The sequence below is a fragment of the Micromonospora sp. NPDC057141 genome, assembly GCF_042670805.1.
GTDB lineage: Bacteria > Actinomycetota > Actinomycetes > Mycobacteriales > Micromonosporaceae > Micromonospora.
Map to the genome: position 1 here is coordinate 1 of NZ_JBHUVA010000063.1, position 18362 is coordinate 18362.

13 protein-coding genes, 1 tRNA gene and 1 pseudogene are annotated in these 18362 nt (G+C 72.8%); 10 read left to right on the forward strand and 5 right to left on the reverse strand.

The features are described from left to right. Positions 1-237 precede the first annotated feature (237 nt). On the forward strand, positions 238-2505 hold the full coding sequence (locus ACFT41_RS24675) for a cellulose binding domain-containing protein (RefSeq protein ID WP_377589872.1): 2268 nt from the start codon (positions 238-240) through the stop codon (positions 2503-2505). 199 nt (positions 2506-2704) lie between these two features. Here the strand turns inward: ACFT41_RS24675 and ACFT41_RS24680 are convergent, their stop codons facing one another. The 3 genes from ACFT41_RS24680 to ACFT41_RS24690 all read right to left on the reverse strand — a co-directional run bounded on the left by ACFT41_RS24680 (position 2705) and on the right by ACFT41_RS24690 (position 5850). Further along, the gene (locus tag ACFT41_RS24680) at positions 2705-3715 is read right to left on the reverse strand and encodes an LLM class flavin-dependent oxidoreductase (protein WP_377589873.1); all 1011 of its coding nucleotides are present in this window, start codon (positions 3713-3715) and stop codon (positions 2705-2707) included. Beyond that, positions 3687-5228: an MFS transporter gene (locus tag ACFT41_RS24685; RefSeq protein ID WP_377589874.1), complete on the reverse strand. Its 1542-nt coding sequence runs from the start codon at positions 5226-5228 to the stop codon at positions 3687-3689. Before ACFT41_RS24685 ends, ACFT41_RS24680 begins: the two co-directional genes overlap by 29 nt. 142 nt (positions 5229-5370) lie before the next feature. Further along, positions 5371-5850, reverse strand: a complete 480-nt coding sequence (locus ACFT41_RS24690; protein WP_377589875.1) for an Lrp/AsnC family transcriptional regulator — start codon at positions 5848-5850, stop codon at positions 5371-5373. 103 nt (positions 5851-5953) lie between these two features. Between ACFT41_RS24690 and ACFT41_RS24695 the strand changes: the two are divergent. Further along, positions 5954-7131 (forward strand): annotated as a pseudogene (locus ACFT41_RS24695) (trans-sulfuration enzyme family protein). 134 nt (positions 7132-7265) lie between these two features. Here the strand turns inward: ACFT41_RS24695 and ACFT41_RS24700 are convergent. After that, positions 7266-7949, reverse strand: a complete 684-nt coding sequence (locus ACFT41_RS24700; RefSeq protein WP_377589876.1) for a transcriptional regulator — start codon at positions 7947-7949, stop codon at positions 7266-7268. 98 nt (positions 7950-8047) lie between these two features. Further along, positions 8048-8124 (reverse strand) — tRNA-Leu (locus tag ACFT41_RS24705). 94 nt (positions 8125-8218) lie between these two features. Here ACFT41_RS24705 and ACFT41_RS24710 point away from each other — a divergent pair. From ACFT41_RS24710 to polA, 8 genes are all read left to right on the forward strand, one after another. Continuing rightward, a complete protein-coding gene (locus ACFT41_RS24710) occupies positions 8219-8839 on the forward strand; it encodes an ANTAR domain-containing response regulator (protein ID WP_043969321.1) in 621 nt (206 codons plus the stop codon). A 117-nt stretch (positions 8840-8956) separates the two neighbouring features. Continuing rightward, positions 8957-10267: a hypothetical protein gene (locus ACFT41_RS24715; protein WP_377614003.1), complete on the forward strand. Its 1311-nt coding sequence runs from the start codon at positions 8957-8959 to the stop codon at positions 10265-10267. Positions 10268-10532: 265 nt separating this feature from the next. Next, a complete protein-coding gene (locus tag ACFT41_RS24720; RefSeq protein WP_377588062.1) occupies positions 10533-11702 on the forward strand; it encodes a branched-chain amino acid ABC transporter substrate-binding protein in 1170 nt (389 codons plus the stop codon). A gap of 91 nt (positions 11703-11793) precedes the next feature. Beyond that, positions 11794-12744 carry a branched-chain amino acid ABC transporter permease gene (locus tag ACFT41_RS24725; protein WP_377588061.1) on the forward strand — a complete coding sequence of 317 codons (951 nt, stop codon included), beginning with the start codon at positions 11794-11796 and terminating at the stop codon, positions 12742-12744. Beyond that, complete coding sequence (locus tag ACFT41_RS24730; protein WP_377588060.1) at positions 12741-13895, forward strand: branched-chain amino acid ABC transporter permease; 1155 nt, start codon at positions 12741-12743, stop codon at positions 13893-13895. The genes ACFT41_RS24725 and ACFT41_RS24730 overlap by 4 nt, the downstream gene beginning before the upstream one ends. A gap of 7 nt (positions 13896-13902) precedes the next feature. Beyond that, complete coding sequence (locus tag ACFT41_RS24735) at positions 13903-14808, forward strand: ABC transporter ATP-binding protein (protein ID WP_377588059.1); 906 nt, start codon at positions 13903-13905, stop codon at positions 14806-14808. Beyond that, positions 14798-15508: an ABC transporter ATP-binding protein gene (locus tag ACFT41_RS24740; protein ID WP_377588058.1), complete on the forward strand. Its 711-nt coding sequence runs from the start codon at positions 14798-14800 to the stop codon at positions 15506-15508. Before ACFT41_RS24735 ends, ACFT41_RS24740 begins: the two co-directional genes overlap by 11 nt. A gap of 134 nt (positions 15509-15642) precedes the next feature. Then, on the forward strand, positions 15643-18351 hold the full coding sequence (gene polA, locus ACFT41_RS24745; protein WP_377588057.1) for a DNA polymerase I: 2709 nt from the start codon (positions 15643-15645) through the stop codon (positions 18349-18351). The last annotated feature ends 11 nt before the right edge of the window (positions 18352-18362 follow it).

Sequence of the window (18362 nt, forward strand, 5' to 3'; positions counted from 1 at the left end):
GCCCCCACGTCGCCGACATCGTCGACCAACTCATGCGGGTGGACGCAACGGATCGGGCGGTTGTTGCGGCTCGGAAAGCGGTGTCCTAGCATCCCAAGGGCGCGAAGCCGAACCATGGACGTCGATGTAACGTCCGATCACCGCCGCCAGCGCGGCGGACGCAACCCGGCGGCCAAGGGCAGGCCGCCGGGGCCGACGCGTCGTCGCGCCCGCCCGACCTCCCCTGGAGGCATCCCCGTGCACCTGACCGCATCCCGCCGTACCCTCCTGGCCGCCGCCGTGGCGGCCACCACCCTCGCCGCCGGTGCCCTCGGCACCGTGGCCGCCTCGGCCGCCGCCGCCGGCTGCCGGGTCGACTACAAGATCACCAACCAGTGGGGCGGCGGCTTCGGCGCCGACGTCACCGTCACCAACCTCGGCGACCCGATCAACGGCTGGACCCTCACCTGGTCCTACACCGCCGGCCAGCAGGTCACCCAGGCGTGGAACGCCGCCGTCACCCAGTCCGGCGCCCAGGTCACCGCCCGCGACGCCGGCTACAACGCCGCGCTCGGCACCAACGGCACCGCGAACTTCGGCTTCAACGCCTCCTGGAACGACAGCAGCAACCCCGTGCCGGCGAGCTTCGCCCTCAACGGCACGACCTGCACCGGCGGCACCGCCCCCACCACCGCGCCGCCGACGACAGCGCCACCCACCACGCCGCCACCCACCACGCCGCCGCCGACGACCCCGCCGCCGACCAACCCGCCCGCCGGGGCCAAGCAGCTGGAGGACCTCGACCGGGGGCTGATCAGCGTCCGCTCCGGCAGCGGCAACCTCGTCTCCTGGCGGCTGCTGGGCACCGAGACCTCCGGGGTGTCGTTCAACCTCTACCGGGGCTCCACCAAGGTCAACGCCAGCCCGATCACCGGCGCCACCAACTACCTCGACGCCGGGGCGGCGGCCGGCTCCGCGTACACCGTGCGGGCCGTCGTCGGCGGCGCCGAGCAGGCGGCGTCCGCGCCCGCGCTCCAGTTCGCCAACGGCTACCTCGACGTGCCGTTGCAGGTCCCGCCGGGCGGCACCACCCCCGCCGGGGAGGCCTACACCTACTCGGCCAACGATGCCAGCGTCGGCGACCTCGACGGCGACGGCGACTACGAGATCGTCCTCAAGTGGGACCCGTCCAACAGCAAGGACAACTCCCAGTCCGGCTACACCGGCAACGTCTACGTCGACGCCTACACCCTCACCGGCACCCGGCTGTGGCGCGTCGACCTGGGCCGCAACATCCGCGCCGGCGCCCACTACACCCAGTTCCAGGTGTACGACTACGACGGCGACGGCGACGCCGAGGTGGCCATGAAGACCGCCGACGGCACCCGCTCCGGCACCGGCCAGCTCATCGGCTCGTCATCCGCCGACTACCGCAACTCCAGCGGATACGTCCTGTCCGGCCCCGAGTTCCTCACCATGTTCGACGGCCGCACCGGCGCCGCCCTGTCCACCGTCGACTACGACCCGCCGCGCGGCACCGTCTGCTCCTGGGGCGACAGCTACGGCAACCGCGTCGACCGGTTCCTCGCCGGGACCGCCTACCTCGACGGCCAGCGCCCCTCGCTGATCATGGCCCGGGGCTACTACACCCGCGCCGTCATCGCCGCCTGGGACTTCCGCAACGGCACCCTCACCAAGCGGTGGACGTTCGACTCCAACGCCTCCGGCAACTCCGCCGCCGCCGGCCAGGGCAACCACAACCTGTCGATTGCCGACGTCGACGCCGACGGCCGGCAGGAGATCGTCTACGGGGCCGCCACCATCGACGACAACGGCCGGCTGCTGCACTCCACCGGCAACGGCCACGGCGATGCCCTGCACGTCGGCGACCTCGACCCGAGCCGCTCCGGCCTGGAGGTGTTCAAGGTCGACGAGGACGGCAGCAAGCCCAGCTCGTACTTCGCCGACGCCCGCACCGGCCAGGTCATCTGGTCCACCCCCGCCTCCGGCGACAACGGCCGGGGCGTCTCCGCCGACATCTGGGCCGGCAGCCCCGGCGCGGAGTCGTGGTCGTCGGCGGTGAGCTACCTGGCCAACACCCGGGGCCAGAACGTCGGCCGCAAGCCGTCCTCGGCCAACTTCCTCGCCTGGTGGGACGGCGACCCGGTCCGCGAGCTCCTCGACGGCACGAAGATCGACAAGTACGGCACCGGCGGCGAGACCCGGCTGCTCACCGGCAGCGACGTCGCCTCCAACAACACCACCAAGGCCACCCCGGCGCTCTCCGGCGACATTCTCGGCGACTGGCGGGAAGAGGTGGTCTGGCGCACCGGCGACAGCCGCGCGCTGCGCATCTACAGCACCCCGACCCAGACCGGCACCCGGATCCACACCCTCATGCACGACCCGCAGTATCGCGCCGCGATCGCCTGGCAGAACACGGCCTACAACCAGCCGCCGCACCCGGGCTTCTTCATCGGGGACGGCATGGGCACCCCGCCCACGCCGAACATCTACCTGCGCTGACCGCTACTAGGTAGGGTGGCAGGCACCGGGCCGCAGCCGCGGAATCCGCACAGCTCCGGCCCGGTGCACCACACCGCAGCACCCCCGACCCGTCCCGACCGGGGAGTGCCGTACCACCACCGGAACCAAAGTTACGCGGCGACCGCAACGCACCGGTGACGTCGGTATGAAGATCGTGTTTCGGGCGTTTCCAACCGGGTCATCCCTCCCGGCGCAACCCGCCCGCCACCTTCTCGGCGACCAGCTCGAACGAGCGCACCCGGTCCGCGCCGTCGTACACCATCGACGTCAGCATCAACTCGTCCGCGCCGGTCCGCGCCAGCAGCTCCGTCAGCTGCCGACCCACCGTCTCCGGCGAGCCCGTGGCCTGCCCCTCGCGCCGCTGCGCCACGAACTCCCGCTCCGCCTCCGTGTACGGGTACGCCGCCGCCTCGGCCGGCGACGACAGCGGCTGCGGCCGCCCCGAGCGCAGCTTCAGAAACGCCAGCGCCGACGGCCCCGCCAGCCACTGCGCCCGCTCGTCGGTCTCCGCGCAGATCGTGTTCACCGCCACCATCGCGTACGGCTTCGACAGCCACCGCGACGGCCGGAAGTGTTGCCGGTACAGCGCCAACGCCGGCAGCGTGTGCTGCGCGCTGAAGTGGTGCGCGAACGAGAACGGCAACCCGAGCAGCCCCGCGAGCTGCGCGCTGAACCCGCTGGAGCCCAGCAGCCAGACCTGCGGCTGCTCGCCCCGCCCCGGCGTCGCCACGATCGGGCCCGCGTTCTCGCCGGTGAAGTAGCCCATCAGGTCCGCCAGCTCCCGGGGGAACCCCTCGGCCGACAGCCCCTCCATCGTCCGGCGCAACGCCAGCGCCGTCACCTGGTCGGTCCCCGGGGCCCGGCCGATGCCCAGGTCGATCCGCCCCGGGTGCAGCGCCTCCAGCGTGCCGAACTGCTCGGCCACCACCAGCGGCGCGTGGTTGGGCAGCATCACCCCGCCCGAGCCCAGCCGGATCGTGCTCGTGTGGGCGGCCAGGTGCGCGATCAGCACCGCCGGGGCGGAACTCGCGATCGCCGGCATGTTGTGGTGCTCGGCCACCCAGAACCGCCGGTAGCCCAGCTCCTCGGCCCGCCGGGCCAGCTCGGTGGTGTGCCGCAGGGCCTCGCCGGCCGTGGAACCGGCCGCGACGGGGGCAACGTCAAGAACTGACAGGGGTACGTCGATCACGCGTCTGACCAACCGGAGTGCCCCCGCGTTTGTTCCCGCCCGCCCCGTCCCGCAGCAGCCCGACCACGAGCAGCCCGGCTCCGATCCCCACCACGGCGGCCACCGCGAAGCTCGCCCGCACGCCACCCACCGCCGCCGCCCGCGCCGCGCCCGCCAACAGCTCCCGCCCCTGCGGCGGCACCGAACCCAGCAGGCCCGGGGTCTGCCCACCGGCGACCGCATGCGCGACCCCCGCCGCGTCGGCGACCCCGCGCGCGTGCAGCACACCCCGCGCCCCGGCCGCGAAGACGCTGCCCAGCGCGGCGATGCCGAAGGCGAACCCGAGCTGCCGGCAGGTGTTCACCGCGCCGGCCGCCATCCCGCCCCGGGCCGCCGGCACCAGCGACATCGCCACCGCGCCCAGCGCCGGTGTCGCCAGGCCCACCCCCACGCCGATCACCGCCCCGCCCGGCACCAGCGCCGGCCAGCCCGCCGCCCCGTGCACCAGCGCGGCGGTCAGCGCGCTGCCCGCACCCACGCAGAGCAGCCCCCCGCCGATCACCAGGCCCGGCCGCCGGCCGTGCAGCGCCCGCCCGGACACCGCCGAGACCACGAACGCGACCACCGACATCGGCAGCCCGGTCAGCCCCGCGCCGACCGGCCCCAACCCCAGCACCGACTGCAACCAGATCATCGTGTACGCCAACGGCGCGAACGCCGCGAACGTCAACAGCAGCCCCGCCAGCAGCACCGCCACGAACGCCCGGTCCCGCAGCAGCGCCAGGTCGAACATGGGCTGCCGGACCCGCCACTCCACCACGGCGAACCCCGCCAGCAGCACCGCCGCCGCGCCCGCCGACGCCCACACCACGGCGTCCGACCAGCCCGCCTCGGCCGCGCGGATCAGCGCGTACGTCGCACAGCCCGCAGCGACGGCGAACACGACCACCCCGCCGACGTCCACCCGCCCGCCCACCGCCGGGCGGCCCGCCGATAGCGTCCGCGCCCCCAGCCCCAGCGCGACCGCGCTGACCGGCAGGTTCACGAAGAAGATCCAGTGCCACGACACGCCCTCGGTGAGCAGCCCACCCAGCACCGGTCCCACCGCCGCCGACGCCCCCGACACCGCCCCCCACACCCCGTACGCGGTGCCCCGGTCCCGCCCCGCGTACGCCCCGTCGAGCAGCGCGAACGTCGTCGCGAACATGGCCGCCGCGCCGACGCCCTGCGCCGCCCGTGCCGCGACCAGCGCCGCCGCCCCGGGCGCGAGCCCGCACGCCAGCGACGACAGCGCGAACACCACCACCCCGACCAGATACGTCCGCCGGTGCCCGACCCGGTCGGCCACCGCGCCCGCCCCGAGCACCAGCGCCGCCAGCGCCAGCGCGTACGCGTCGACGACCCACTGCACCGCGCCGAACGACGCGTCCAGGTCCCGCACCAGGTCGGGCAACGCGACCGTCACCACCGTCACGTCGACCAGCAGCATGAACGTGCCCAGGCAGACCGCCGTCAGGGGTAACCATCTGCGCATGCCGACACCCGCGTCTCTCCCCGGCCCCGCGCGACCCGCCGGTGGGCCGGTGCGCCTCACCCCGTACAACGCGGCTGGCCCCGGCCCGTCACCGGCGCGCGGGGCCGACCTCGGCGCGGGCCGCCCCCGCCCGGTGCCGGCCTCAGCCCGTGCCGCGCACCTGCTCGAAGATCAGGCTCGTCTGGGTGTGCTGCACCACCGGGTCCACCGCCAGATGATCGAGCACGAAGTCCCGCAGCGCGTCCCCGGACGCGGCCCGCACGTGCAGCACGTAGTCCTCCGCGCCCGCCACGTGGAACACCGACACCACCCCCGGCAGCCGCACCGACCGGGCCCGGAACGCGTCCACCGCCGCCCGCTCGTGCGCCGTCAGCCGCACCGACACCAACGCCTGCAACGGCAGGCCCACCGCCGCCGGGTCCACCTCCGCGTGGAACCCCCGGATCGCCCCGCACTCCCGCAACGCCCTGGTGCGGGTCAGACATGTCGACGCCGCCACCCCCACCCGCTCGGCGAGGGCGTTGTTCGGCAACCGGCCGTCCGCCGCCAGCTCGGTCAGGATCGCGCGGTCGACGTCGTCCAGGGCGGCGAAGGGCCGCACATCATTCGGTGCAAGGGGCATCCACCCATCCTGCTCCGAATCTGCGCGTAACCTGAAGGCTCACTCGCAGAATCTTCTGCGGTTCTCTTGCCTGACATCGCCGTGATGTTCGACCCTTCCCGCCATGAGCAGCACCGTGGACACCCGTTCAGTCGACACCGCCGCCGTGCACGCCGGCCGCGCCGACCTCGCCGCCCTCGGCGTCCATGTCCCACCCATCGACCTGTCCACCACCAACCCGTTGCCCTCGGTCACCGGCGGCGGCGACGCCTACGAACTCCTCGCCACCGGCGGCACCCTCCCGCCCGGCGGCAGCGCCGTCTACCAGCGGCTCTGGAACCCGACCGTCGCCCGCTTCGAAACCGCCCTCGCCGAACTCGAAGGCACCCCCGCCGCCGTCGCCTTCGCCAGCGGCATGGCCGCCCTCACCGCCACCCTGCTCGCCGCCACCCGCGACGGCAACCGCCACGTCGTCGCCGTCCGCCCCCTCTACGGCGGCACCGACCACGTCCTCGCCACCGGCCTGCTCGGCACCGACGTCACCTGGGCCCAGCCCGACCAGGTCGCCGCCGCGATCCGCCCCGACACCGCCCTCGTCGTCGTCGAGACCCCCGCCAACCCCACCCTCGACCTCGTCGACATCGCCGCCCTCGCCACCGCCGCCGGCGCACCCCGCTGCTCGTCGACAACACCGTCGCCACCCCCGTGCTCCAGCGACCCGCCCGGCACGGCGCCGCCCTCGTCCTGCACAGCGCCACCAAGAGCATCGGCGGCCACGGCGACGTCCTCGCCGGCGTCGTCGCCTGCGACGAGAACTGGGCCGCCCGGCTGCGCCAGGTCCGCGCCCTCACCGGCGCGATCCTGCACCCCCTCGGCGCGTACCTGCTGCACCGCGGCCTGCAAACCCTGCCCCTGCGCGTCCGCGCCCAGTCCGCCGGGGCCGAGAAGCTCGCCGCCTGGCTCGCCCGCCACCCCGCCGTCGCCCGCGTGCACCACCCCGGCCTCGACGACCCCACCGGGCTCGTCGGCCGGCAGATGACCGGCACCGGCAGCCTGCTCGCCTTCGAGGTACGCGGCGGCGCGCCCGCCGCCGCCACCGTCGCCGCCGCCTGCCGGCTGATCACCCACGCCGTCTCCCTCGGCGGCGTCGACACCCTCGTCCAGCACCCCGCCTCGCTCACCCACCGGCCCGTCACCGGCGACGCCCGGCCCGCCGGTGGGCTGCTGCGCCTCTCCGTCGGCCTGGAGGACCCGGAGGACCTGCGCGCGGACCTGGAACAGGCGCTCGCCTCGCTGGACTGACCGCTGCCGCTGCCGTGGACTGGCGCTTCCGGTGCCTCGCCAGGCCGTGGACCGGCGCTGCGGTGCTCGCCAGGCCGTGGACCGGCGCTGCCGGTCGTGGCCCTGCCCGGCGGGCCGGCCATCGTCTCGCCCGGTCAGGACTTCGGGCCGACGTGCCGGTCCAGCGCGGCGACCGCGTCGCGGCGGGCCACCGACAGCGAGTTGGGGCGGTTCATCCGCCAGGCGACGCCGAGCAGGTCCAGCGCCCACTGGCAGAGCCCCATGATGTCGGCGGACTCGTTGCTGAACATGTAGCGCGGGTAGACGTAGCCCCTGCCGCGCACGGTCACCCGGTTGGCCACCCGGCAGCCGTCGGAGTGGAACAGGCCCCGCGTGAAGTCGCCGGGGCGGGCGGCGACGATCTGGCGCTGCCAGTCGGCCAGGACGATCGGTCGCTCGTGCTTCTTGCCCGGCCCGTGCTGCGGCAACAGGCAGGGCCAGTGCACACCACTGCTCTCCACCGAGACGCACCCGCGTTTGGGGATCCGCTGCACCTTTGCGGCGAGCACAGCGAGCATCGCCTGCTCGCACGAGTCGATCAGGCGGGGATAGGCGGCGGTGCAAGCGACGCGAAGAACCGGTGCCTTCCCGGACGTGACGAGGTGCCCGTCGCCCAGATAGAGGCCGAGCAGATAGGGGTAGGCGTCGGGTTCTGTCGGATGGCCGACCTCGGGTGAGCAACGGAAGCAACGCTTCGCCGTGCCGACGACGGCCCGTTCGGGGCGGTCGACGCACCAGTGCCAGACGGTGTTGTAGGGCAACGAGAGTGCCCGGGCCACCGACCGGATGCTATGGCCGTTCGCGCGCAGCTCGCGGGCCCGAGCCCGCGCCTCGGGTGGATGCATTCACCCATACTCGAACGCCTGTACGACACGTTTGGTGCCCCCGGTGGGATTCGAACCCACACTGTATGCAGTTTGAGTGCATCGTCTCTACCTGTTGGACTACAGGGGCCTTCCATGATTCGACCCTGACAGACTACCCACTACGCTAGGGACGGCGACACTCGGCACGGCGGGTGTCGGGCGCAGACTGGTGGGAGTGGCTCGTGGCCGAGACGCAGACGGATGCCGAGCGCAGGCGGGTGTTGATCGCCGAGGACGAGGCGCTCATCCGGCTCGACCTGGCCGAGATGCTCGTCGAGGAGGGCTACGAGGTCGTCGGCGAGGCCGGCGACGGCGAGACCGCCGTCCGGCTCGCCGAGGAGCTGAAGCCCGATCTGGTGATCCTCGACATCAAGATGCCGATCATGGACGGGCTGGCCGCCGCCGAGCGGATCGCCGGCGCCCGGATCGCCCCGGTGATCATCCTGACCGCGTTCAGCCAGCGGGACCTGGTGGAGCGGGCGCGGGCGGCCGGCGCGATGGCATACCTGGTGAAGCCGTTCCAGAAGAGCGACCTGGTGCCGGCCGTGGAGATCGCCCTGTCGCGCTACTCGGAGATCGCCGCGTTGGAGGCCGAGGTCGCGGGCCTGACCGACCGGCTGGAGATCCGCAAGACGGTGGAGCGCGCCAAGGGCGCGCTGATGACGACGTACGGGATGACGGAGCCGCAGGCGTTCAAGTGGATCCAGCGCACGGCGATGGACCACCGGATGACCATGAAGGAGGTCGCCGAGCGGATCCTCGCCGAGACGGCCGGCGGCGAGGTGGCCCAGCCGGCGTCCTGACGGCCCCTGGTTGTTGGACGGTTGCTGTTCACCGCGAGCAGCAGCTGTCCAAGATCTGCGGCCCGACCCGGCGGCGCGGGGTCCCGGGCGCTCCGGTTGATCGATACGATCGGATGCATGCCTCGTCACCGCCCGCGTCGGGCGTCGGGACCGTTGCGGGCGCTGCTCTGCATGGTCGCCGGGCTCGCGGTGCTGCTGGCGGGCTGCCGGTCGCCGGAGCGCGCCGCGCCCGCTCCTGCGCTCCTGCGCCCGGACTGGCGGGCGCTGACCCTGCCGACGCCCCCGGGGGGCCCGGGTCGGCTGCTGCTGCGGGACGCGGCGGCGTGCAGCGGGCGCTGGTTCGTGGTGGGCGCGGTCGCGGATGCGGCGGGCGTGACCCGGCCGGCGGCGTGGTCCAGTCTGGTTCCGGTGGTGCCGCCCTCGGCGACGGTGGCCGCGCAGGGCGGCGACGGGTTCGTGTGGTCTCCGCTGCGGTTGACGCCGCGCACCGCGTACGGCGCGGAGAACGTGCTCACGGCGGTCGGCTGCCGCGACGGGCGGCTGGCGGCGGTGGGCGCGAAGAGCGGCGGGGTGCACGGCAATCCCCGGATCAGCACGTGGCGGCAGCTCGCCGACGGCTCGGTGGTGGAGGTGCCGGCCGAGTTCGAGGTGTTCGGCGGCCCCGACGCGGTGAACGTGGGGCGGCTCGCGGGCGGCCCGGCGGGGTGGGTGATCGCCGGCAACCGGGGCACCGGGGCGGCGGCCTGGTCGTCGGCCGACGCGGGGGAGTTCCGGCTGGTCAGCGGCGTGCCTGAGCTGGCGTCGGGCGCGGCGGGGCGCACGTGGGCGGCGGACGTGACGGCGGCGGCGTCGGGGTGGGTCATGGTGGGGTCGGTGCGCGCGCCGGGGCGGCCGGGCGGCGACCCGGCGGTGTGGATCTCGCCGGACGGCGTCGACTGGCGGCGGCAGGTCCTCACCGCCGGGGACGCGCCGGGCGATCTCCAACGGGTGGTCCGGGCGGGGGAGCGGCTGGTCGCGGTGGGCCGGCGCGGCGACGCCCTGGCGGCGTGGGTCGCGGACGCGGCGGCCGGCGGCGGGCCGCCGGTCCGGTCGGGCGGCGGTGGAAGCGCCACGGCGGGGTCGGGCGCGGCGGAGTGGCGGCCGGGCGGGGCGCTGGGGCCGGCGGCGGGCGGGTCGGGGCAGGTGGCGGGCCTGGCGGCGGTCGACGGCGGGGTGCTGGCGGTGGCGGCGGGTGCCTCGGGCACCTCGGCGTGGTTCGCCACGGACGGTGGCGCCTGGTCACCGGTGCGGCTGCCGGTGCCGCTGCCGGCGGCGCCGGACCGGTCGGTGGCGGTGGCCGGGGCGGGTGGCGGCTTGTTGCTGCTGGTGGACGGCGGTGCCGAGGGAGCCCGGCTGTGGTCGGCGCAGGTGCCGGGCGGGCCCGGCTGAGCGTGCCACCGGTCTGTTTCCGGCCGGTGTCGGATGTCCGGTTTCGCCCTTGCCCCGATGTGTGTGTTACAGCACTTCGGTGAATCCGGCCACTCAACGTAACGGTTAGGTCAACCCCGCTTTCTAGGTCTTACGGCGTGCCCCGCCGGTGGGATAACGTCCCGGCCCAGACCGGGTACGCGGTCGGTTCGTCCACTCCCCGCAAGGTCCAATTTCCAAGTCGCGGCGGGTGGTTCGGGCCTTCGGACTGAGGAGGGTACGAGCCGTGAGGCAGAAGCTCGCACGGGTGCTGGGTGGCGTGGCCATCAGCGCGCTCGTTATCAGTGGCGCGGCCGCGTGTAAGGCCGACAGTGGCACGGAGGGTGGCGGCGGCGACAAGGCGGCCTGCGACCTCAAGATCGGCTTCTTCGGCCCGCTGACCGGCGACGCCGCGGGTCTCGGTATCCACATGCGCAACGGCACCAAGCTGGCGATCGACCAGTACAACAAGGACAACGCCGACTGCAAGGTCAACCTCGCCGAGTACGACTCGCAGGGCGACCCGGCCAAGGCCCCGGCGCTGGCCCAGCAGGCGGTGGGCGACACCAAGGTCGTCGGCGTCGTCGGCCCGGCGTTCTCGGGTGAGTCCGAGGTGGCCGACCCGATCTTCGACGAAGCCGGCCTGCCGACCATCACCCCGTCGGCGACCCGCCCGAGCCTGAGCACCAAGGGCTGGAAGATCTTCCACCGGGGCGTCGGCAACGACACCTCGCAGGGCCCGGCCGCCGGCCGCTACATCAAGAACGTGCTGAAGGCCGAGAAGGTCTACGTCGTCGACGACCAGTCGGCGTACGGCGCGGGCCTGGTCGACGAGGTCAAGAAGGTCCTCGGCGCGGTCGCGGGCGAGGACAAGGTCCAGGTCAAGCAGACCAACTTCTCCGCGGTCAGCACCAAGATCGTCAGCAGCGGCGCGACGGTGTTGTTCTTCGGTGGCTACTACACCGAGGCGGGCCTGCTGCTCAAGCAGCTCAAGGGCGCCGGCTGGAAGGGCACGATGGTCGCCGGCGACGGCGTCAACGACGCCAACTTCGTCAAGGTCGCCGGCCAGCAGGTCGCCGAGGGCACCATCCTGACCTGCCCCTGCGCCCCGGCCACCGCGGCCAAGGGCACGTTCGTGACCGACTACAAGGCGGCCTTCGAGAACGCCGAGCCGGGCACCTACGCCGACGTGTCGTACGACATCACGAAGATCCTCCTCGAGGGCATCAAGGCCGGTAAGTCCACCCGGGCGGACCTGCTCGCCTTCGTGAAGGCCTACAACAAGGCGGGCACCGCCACCGGTGTGACGTACAAGTTCGAGTCCAACGGTGAGCTGGACCCGGCCCAGGTGCTGGTCTGGGCGTTCAAGGTCAACGCGGGCCAGGTCGTCCCGGACATCGAGATCCCGAAGGCCTGACCGGTCCGCCGGTCCCGCCAGGGACACAGACGATGCGGCCGGGAGTGGTTCTCCCGGCCGCATTGTTTGACCGCACAGTTGGAGCCCCCACGTGAACTTCGATGAGCTGCTCGGGAACTTCCCGGCCTTGACCATCACCGGGCTGGAACAGGGCGCGATCTACGCGCTCGTCGCCCTCGGGTACACCCTGGTGTACGGCGTCCTCCGCCTGATCAACTTTGCCCACTCCGAGGTCTTCATGGTCGGTACGTTCACCGCCCTGTGGACCTGGGAGGCCCTCGGCTACGACCAGAACTCCCCCGCCCCGGCCCTCGGCCCGCTGGTCCTCGCGCTGGTGGCGGGCCTGGCCGTGGCCGCGGTCGCCTCGGCGGCGACCGCGGTGACCGTGGAGCTGGTCGCCTACCGGCCGCTGCGCCGGCGCAACGCGCCGCCGCTGGCCTTCCTCATCACCGCGATCGGCGCGTCGTTCGTGCTCGCCGAGTCCTTCGGCATCGGCACCTCGCGGGCGCCGTTCGGCATGCCGACGCTGATCCCCGCCGAGCCGGCCTTCACCGTCTTCGGCGCGGCCGTCACCAACGTCCAGCTGCTCATCTTCGGCGTCACGCTGGTGATGATGGTCGGCCTGGACCAGTTCGTGAACCGCAGCCGGCTGGGCCGGGGCATCCGGGCCGTGGCCCAGGACGCGGACACGGCCGCGCTGATGGGCGTGAACAAGAACCGGGTGATCCTGCTGGTCTTCGTGCTCGGCGGCCTGATGGCCGGCGTCGCGGCGCTGCTGTGGAACGTCCGGTACGGCTACACGAAGTTCAATGTGGGCTTCCTGATCGGGCTGAAGGCGTTCGCGGCGGCGGTGCTCGGCGGCATCGGCAATCTGCGCGGCGCGCTGCTCGGCGGCCTGCTGCTCGGGGTGGCGGAGAACTACGCCGCCGGCCTGTTCGGTGGAGAATGGAAGGACTTCACCGGCTTCGTGCTGCTGATCGTGCTGCTGATGTTCCGGCCCACCGGCCTGCTCGGCGAATCTCTCGGGAGGGCGCGCGCATGACCGCCACCGTGGACAAGGGCCGCGCCCCGACCCTCAAGGGCCGCTGGGCGGCGATGCCGAAGCAGGTCCGCTGGGCCGCGATCGCGGCGCTGGTCGTCCTGCTCTACATCCTGCCGAACAAGTGGTTCTACGAGTACCTCGGCTTCCCCGTCGGCAGCGAGTACTTCGCCTTCTACACCACCCGGTCGGACTTCGCGGGCGTGCTGTTCGACACCGCCGTGTTCGTGCTGCTGGCCGTCGGGCTCAACGTGGTGGTCGGCTTCGCCGGCCTGCTCGACCTGGGCTACTTCGGCTTCTACGCGCTCGGCGCGTACACGGTGGCGTTGCTGACCTCGCCGGAGAGCCGGCTGGGAACGAACTGGCCGTGGCTGGCGGCGGTGCCGATCGCGGTCATGGTCGCGATGGTCTCCGGCGTGATCCTCGGCGGCCCGACGCTGCGCCTGCGCGGCGACTACCTGGCCATCGTGACCCTCGGCTTCGCCGAGATGATCCGGCTCTACGCCGCCCGCAACGAGGGCGTGATGCAGGGCCAGCGGGGCATCCCGGCGATCCCGCACCCGCCGGGCACCGGCTCGGACGGCAAGCCGCTGTTCGGGGTGGTCGACGCCCGACCCTACTACTGGCTGCTGCTGACGCTGATCCTCGTGGTGATCGTGCTGGTGCGGAACCTGGCCAACAGCCGGGTCGGCCGGGCCTGGGTGGCCACCCGCGAGGACGAGGACGCCGCCGAGGTGATGGGCGTGCCCACGTTCAAGTACAAGCTGTGGGCGTTCGCCATCGGGGCGGCGGTGGCCGGCCTCACCGGCGCCGTCTTCGCCGGCAAGCAGACGTTCATCAACTCGGACCAGTTCGTGCTGGAGAGTTCCATCCTGGTGCTCGCGGCCGTCATCCTGGGCGGGGCGGGCAACATCAAGGGCGCGATCGTCGGCGGCGCGGTCACCTGGTATCTGCCGGAGTGGCTGCGCGGTGTCGGCGACCTGGTCGGGGTGGAGTTCGATGCGGCCGAATACCGCATCCTCGTGTTCGGTGTGGTCATCATCGTGATGATGATCTTCCGCCCGCAGGGCATCGTGCCCAACCGGCGGCGGGCGGCGGAGTTCGCCGACCGGCGCCAGGAGGCGGTCCCGCAGGAGAAGGTGCCCAGTGAGTGATCCGCAGATGAGAAGCGAACGCGACGCCAGCAGCGACCGTGACATCGTCGCCGACGGCCGCAGCACGGTCGGCGTGCCGCCGGAGCCCGGCTCCGGCGCGCCAGCGGCGGCCACCCCGGCGGGCCCCGACGCCAGCGGGCGGGAGCCGCTGCTGGAGGTCGACGACGTCACGCTGCGCTTCGGCGGCGTGGTCGCCCTCGACAAGGTCGACTTCACCCTCTACAAGGGCGAGATCCTCGGCCTGATCGGCCCGAACGGCGCCGGCAAGACGACCTGCTTCAACGCGATGACGGGCGTCTACCGGCCCACCGAGGGCGAGATCCGGTTCAAGGGGCAGCGCACCAACGGCAGGCGGCGGTCGTGGATCACCAAGGCCGGCATCGCCCGGACGTTCCAGAACATCCGGCTCTTCCCCGAGATGACGGCGCTGGAGAACGTGATGGTGGGCGCGGACGTCCACCACAAGACCAGCGTCATCTCGGCCATGCTGCGGCTGCCGCGGCACTTCCGGGAGGAGCGGGAGGGCCGGGAGAAGGCGTTCGAGCTGCTGCGGTTCGTCGGCATCGAGCGGCGCGCGAACGACCTGGCCCGCAACCTGTCGTACGGCGAGCAGCGCCGCCTGGAGATCGCCCGGGCGCTGGCCACCGACCCCGCCCTGCTCTGCCTGGACGAGCCGGCCGCCGGCTTCACCCCGGCGGAGAAGGAGGAGTTGCTCGGCCTGATCCGCATGATCCGCGACAACGGCACGACCGTGCTGCTGATCGAGCACGACATGCGGCTGGTGATGGGCGTGACCGACCGGATCGTCGTGCTGGAGTTCGGCAAGAAGATCGCCGAAGGGCTGCCGGCGCAGGTCCGGGACGACCCGAAGGTGATCGCCGCGTACCTGGGGGTGCCGACCGATGCTGCTTGAGATCAAGGACCTGACCCTGCTCTACGGGCGCATCCAGGCCCTGCACGGCATCAGCCTGGTGGTCAACGAGGGCGAGGTGGTGGCGCTCATCGGCGCCAACGGCGCGGGCAAGACCACCACGATGCGGGCGATCTCCGGGCTGCGCCCGGTGGCCCAGGGCTCGATCGTCTTCGACGGCACCGACGTCACCCGGATGCGGGCCGACCTGCGGGTGACCCAGGGGATCGGGCAGGCGCCGGAGGGCCGGGGCGTCTTCCCGGGCATGACGGTGCTGGAGAACCTGGAGATGGGGGCGTACACCCGCCGCGACAAGGCGGAGATCGCCAAGGACCTGGCCATGGTGCTGGACCTGTTCCCCCGGCTGGCCGAGCGTCGCAAGCAGGCCGGCGGCACCCTCTCCGGCGGCGAGCAGCAGATGCTCGCCGTGGGGCGGGCGCTGATGGCCCGACCCCGGCTGCTGCTGCTCGACGAGCCGTCGATGGGGCTCGCGCCCAAGCTGATCCAGCAGATCTTCGAGATCATCACCCGGATCAACGAGCAGGGCACCACGATCCTGCTGGTGGAGCAGAACGCCCAGCAGGCGCTGTCCCGCGCCCACCGGGGCTACGTGCTGGAGACCGGCCGGATCGTCAAGGAGGGCACCGGCCAGGAGCTGCTGCACGACCCGGCGGTCAAGGAGGCGTACCTCGGCGTGGCCTGACGCGCGCCGACGGCGGCCGGTCGTTGCCCTCGCGGGGCGGCCGGCCGCCGGCGTTGCGGGCCGTGCCGCAGCGGCGGGCATGCCGGCCGTGCCGCGCGGCGGGGATGTCGGGCATACGGGCTAGAGTCGCTGCCGTGACAGCTACGACGCCGCGCCTGCTCCTCGTCGACGGACACTCCATGGCATACCGGGCGTTCTTCGCCCTGCCGGTGGAGAACTTCTCCACCACGACGGGGCAGCCGACAAACGCCGTCTACGGCTTCACCTCGATGCTGATCAACGTGCTGCGCGACGAGCAGCCCACCCACATCGTCGTGGCCTTCGACGTCTCCCGCCAGTCCTTCCGCACGGAGAGATACGCGGAATACAAGGCGGGCCGCAGCGAGACCCCCGCCGACTTCAAGGGTCAGGTCAGCCTCGTCAAGGAGGTCCTCGCGGCGCTGCGCATCCCGGTGGTGGAGAAGGAGGGCTACGAGGCCGACGACGTCATCGCCACCCTCGCCTGCCAGGCCCGCGACCAGGGCATGTCGGTGCTGATCTCCAGCGGCGACCGCGACGCCTTCCAGCTCGTCGACGACCACATCACCGTGCTCTACCCGCGCAAGGGCGTTTCCGACCTGGCCCGGATGGACGCCGCCGCCATCGAGACGAAATATGGCGTGGGCCCGCAGCGCTACCGCGACCTGGCCGCGCTGGTCGGCGAGAAGAGCGACAACCTTCCGGGCGTCCCCGGAGTCGGCGACAAGACCGCCGCCAAGTGGATCAACCTGTACGGCGGGGTCGACGGCGTGGTGGCCCGCGCCGACGAGATCAAGGGCAAGGCCGGCGAGAGTCTGCGCGAGCGGCTCGCCGACGTGATCCGCAACTACGAGATCAACTGCCTGGTCTCCGACCTGGAGCTGCCGATCCGCCCCGAGGACGCCCGCTGGGCCGGCTGGGACCGCGAGGCCGTGCACCAGGTCTTCGACACCCTCGAGTTCCGCATCCTGCGCGACCGGCTCTACCAGTACCTGGAGGCCGTCGAGCCGGAGGCCGAGGCCGGGTTCGACCTGGCCGCCGAGCGGCTCACCGAGCCCGGGGCGGTGGCGGCCTGGCTCGACGCGCACGCCCCCGCCGGCACCCAGGTCGGCGTGGCGGTGAAGACCCCGGCCAAGCCGACGGCCCCCCGCGAGCGCTACGAGCCGCAGCTCGACGCACTGGCCCTCGCGCTGGCCACCGGCCCGGCGGCGTGGCTCGACCCGGCGGCGCTGGCCGAGGCCGACGAGCGGGCCCTCGCCGCCTGGCTGGCCGACCCGCAGCGGCCGAAGGTGCTGCACGACAGCAAGCACGCCCGGCTGGCGTTCGCCACCCGCGGCTGGTCGCTGGCGGGCGTCGCCCGGGACACCGAGCTCGCCGCCTACCTGGCCCGCCCCGACCAGCGCTCCTACGACCTGACCGACCTGGCGCTGCGCTACCTGCACCGCGAGCTGCGGGTCGACGCCCCGGAGACCGGGCAGCTCACCTTCGAGGGCCTCGGCGACGACGGCGAGGCCGAGCAGAACCTGATGCTCCAGGCCCGGGCCACCCTCGACCTGGCCGACGCGATCGACGCCGAGCTGTCCCGCGACGGTGAGCAGTCCGCCCGGCTGATGGCGGAGGTGGAGCTGCCGCTGTCGGAGGTGCTCGCCGCGTTGCAGCGGGTCGGCATCGCCGCCGACCTGGACTACCTCCAGGAGCTGGAGGCGCACTTCGCGGGCGAGGTGAAGTCCGCCGCGCAGGGCGCGTACGCCGCCGTCGGGCGGGAGTTCAACCTGGGCTCGCCCAAGCAGCTCCAGGAGCTGCTCTTCGGCGAGCTGGGGCTGCCCAAGACCAAGAAGATCAAGACCGGCTACACCACCGACGCCGACGCCCTCCAGTGGCTTTACGCGCAGAACCCGCTGCCGGTCCTGGAGCACCTGCTGCGCCACCGGGACGTGGCGAAGCTCAAGACGACCGTCGACGGCCTGCTCAAATCGGTCTCCGAGGACGGCCGCATCCACACCACGTTCAAGCAGACCGTGGCGGCCACCGGCCGGCTCTCCTCCACCGACCCCAACCTGCAGAACATCCCGATCCGCACCGAGGAGGGCCGGCGGATCCGCCGCGCCTTCGTCGTGGGGGAGGGGTTCGAGTGCCTGCTCACCGCCGACTACAGCCAGATCGAGATGCGGATCATGGCGCACCTGTCGTCGGACGACAAGCTGATCGAGGCGTTCAACTCCGGCCACGACTTCCACGCCGCCACCGCCTCGTCCGTGTTCGGGGTGCCCGTCGGCGAGGTCACCGCCGACCAGCGGCGCAAGATCAAGGCGATGAACTACGGCCTGGCGTACGGGCTGAGCGCGTTCGGCCTGTCCCAGCAGCTCGGCATCACCGCCGAGGAGGCGCGCGGGCTGATGGACAACTACTTCGCCGGGTTCGGCGGGGTCCGCGACTACCTCCAGGAGGTGGTGGCCCGGGCCCGGCACGACGGCTACACCTCCACCATCCTGGGCCGTCGCCGCTACCTGCCCGACCTGGTCAGCGACAACCGGCAGCGGCGGGACATGGCCGAGCGGATGGCGCTCAACGCCCCCATCCAGGGCTCGGCGGCCGACATCATCAAGGTCGCCATGCTGCGGGTCGACGCCGGGCTGCGCGAGGCCGGGCTGCGCTCGCGGATGCTGCTCCAGGTGCACGACGAGCTGGTCTTCGAGGTCGCCCCCGACGAACGGGACACCCTGGAGGCGCTGGTGCGCGGCCAGATGGGCGGCGCTTACCCGCTGTCGGTGCCGCTGGAGGTCTCCGTCGGCGAAGGCCGGGACTGGAACAGCGCCGACCACTGACCGGCGGGGCC

What these genes read in the sequence shown, in the direction of transcription:
- ACFT41_RS24685 (WP_377589874.1), bottom strand. Translation starts at nt 5,228, where the DNA reads ATGCGCAGATGGTTACCCCTGACGGCGGTCTGCCTGGGCACGTTCATG.
- ACFT41_RS24690 (WP_377589875.1), bottom strand. Translation starts at nt 5,850, where the DNA reads ATGCCCCTTGCACCGAATGATGTGCGGCCCTTCGCCGCCCTGGACGAC.
- ACFT41_RS24715 (WP_377614003.1), top strand. Translation starts at nt 8,957, where the DNA reads ATGCCTCGTCACCGCCCGCGTCGGGCGTCGGGACCGTTGCGGGCGCTG.
- ACFT41_RS24730 (WP_377588060.1), top strand. Translation starts at nt 12,741, where the DNA reads ATGACCGCCACCGTGGACAAGGGCCGCGCCCCGACCCTCAAGGGCCGC.
- ACFT41_RS24735 (WP_377588059.1), top strand. Translation starts at nt 13,903, where the DNA reads ATGAGAAGCGAACGCGACGCCAGCAGCGACCGTGACATCGTCGCCGAC.
- ACFT41_RS24740 (WP_377588058.1), top strand. Translation starts at nt 14,798, where the DNA reads ATGCTGCTTGAGATCAAGGACCTGACCCTGCTCTACGGGCGCATCCAG.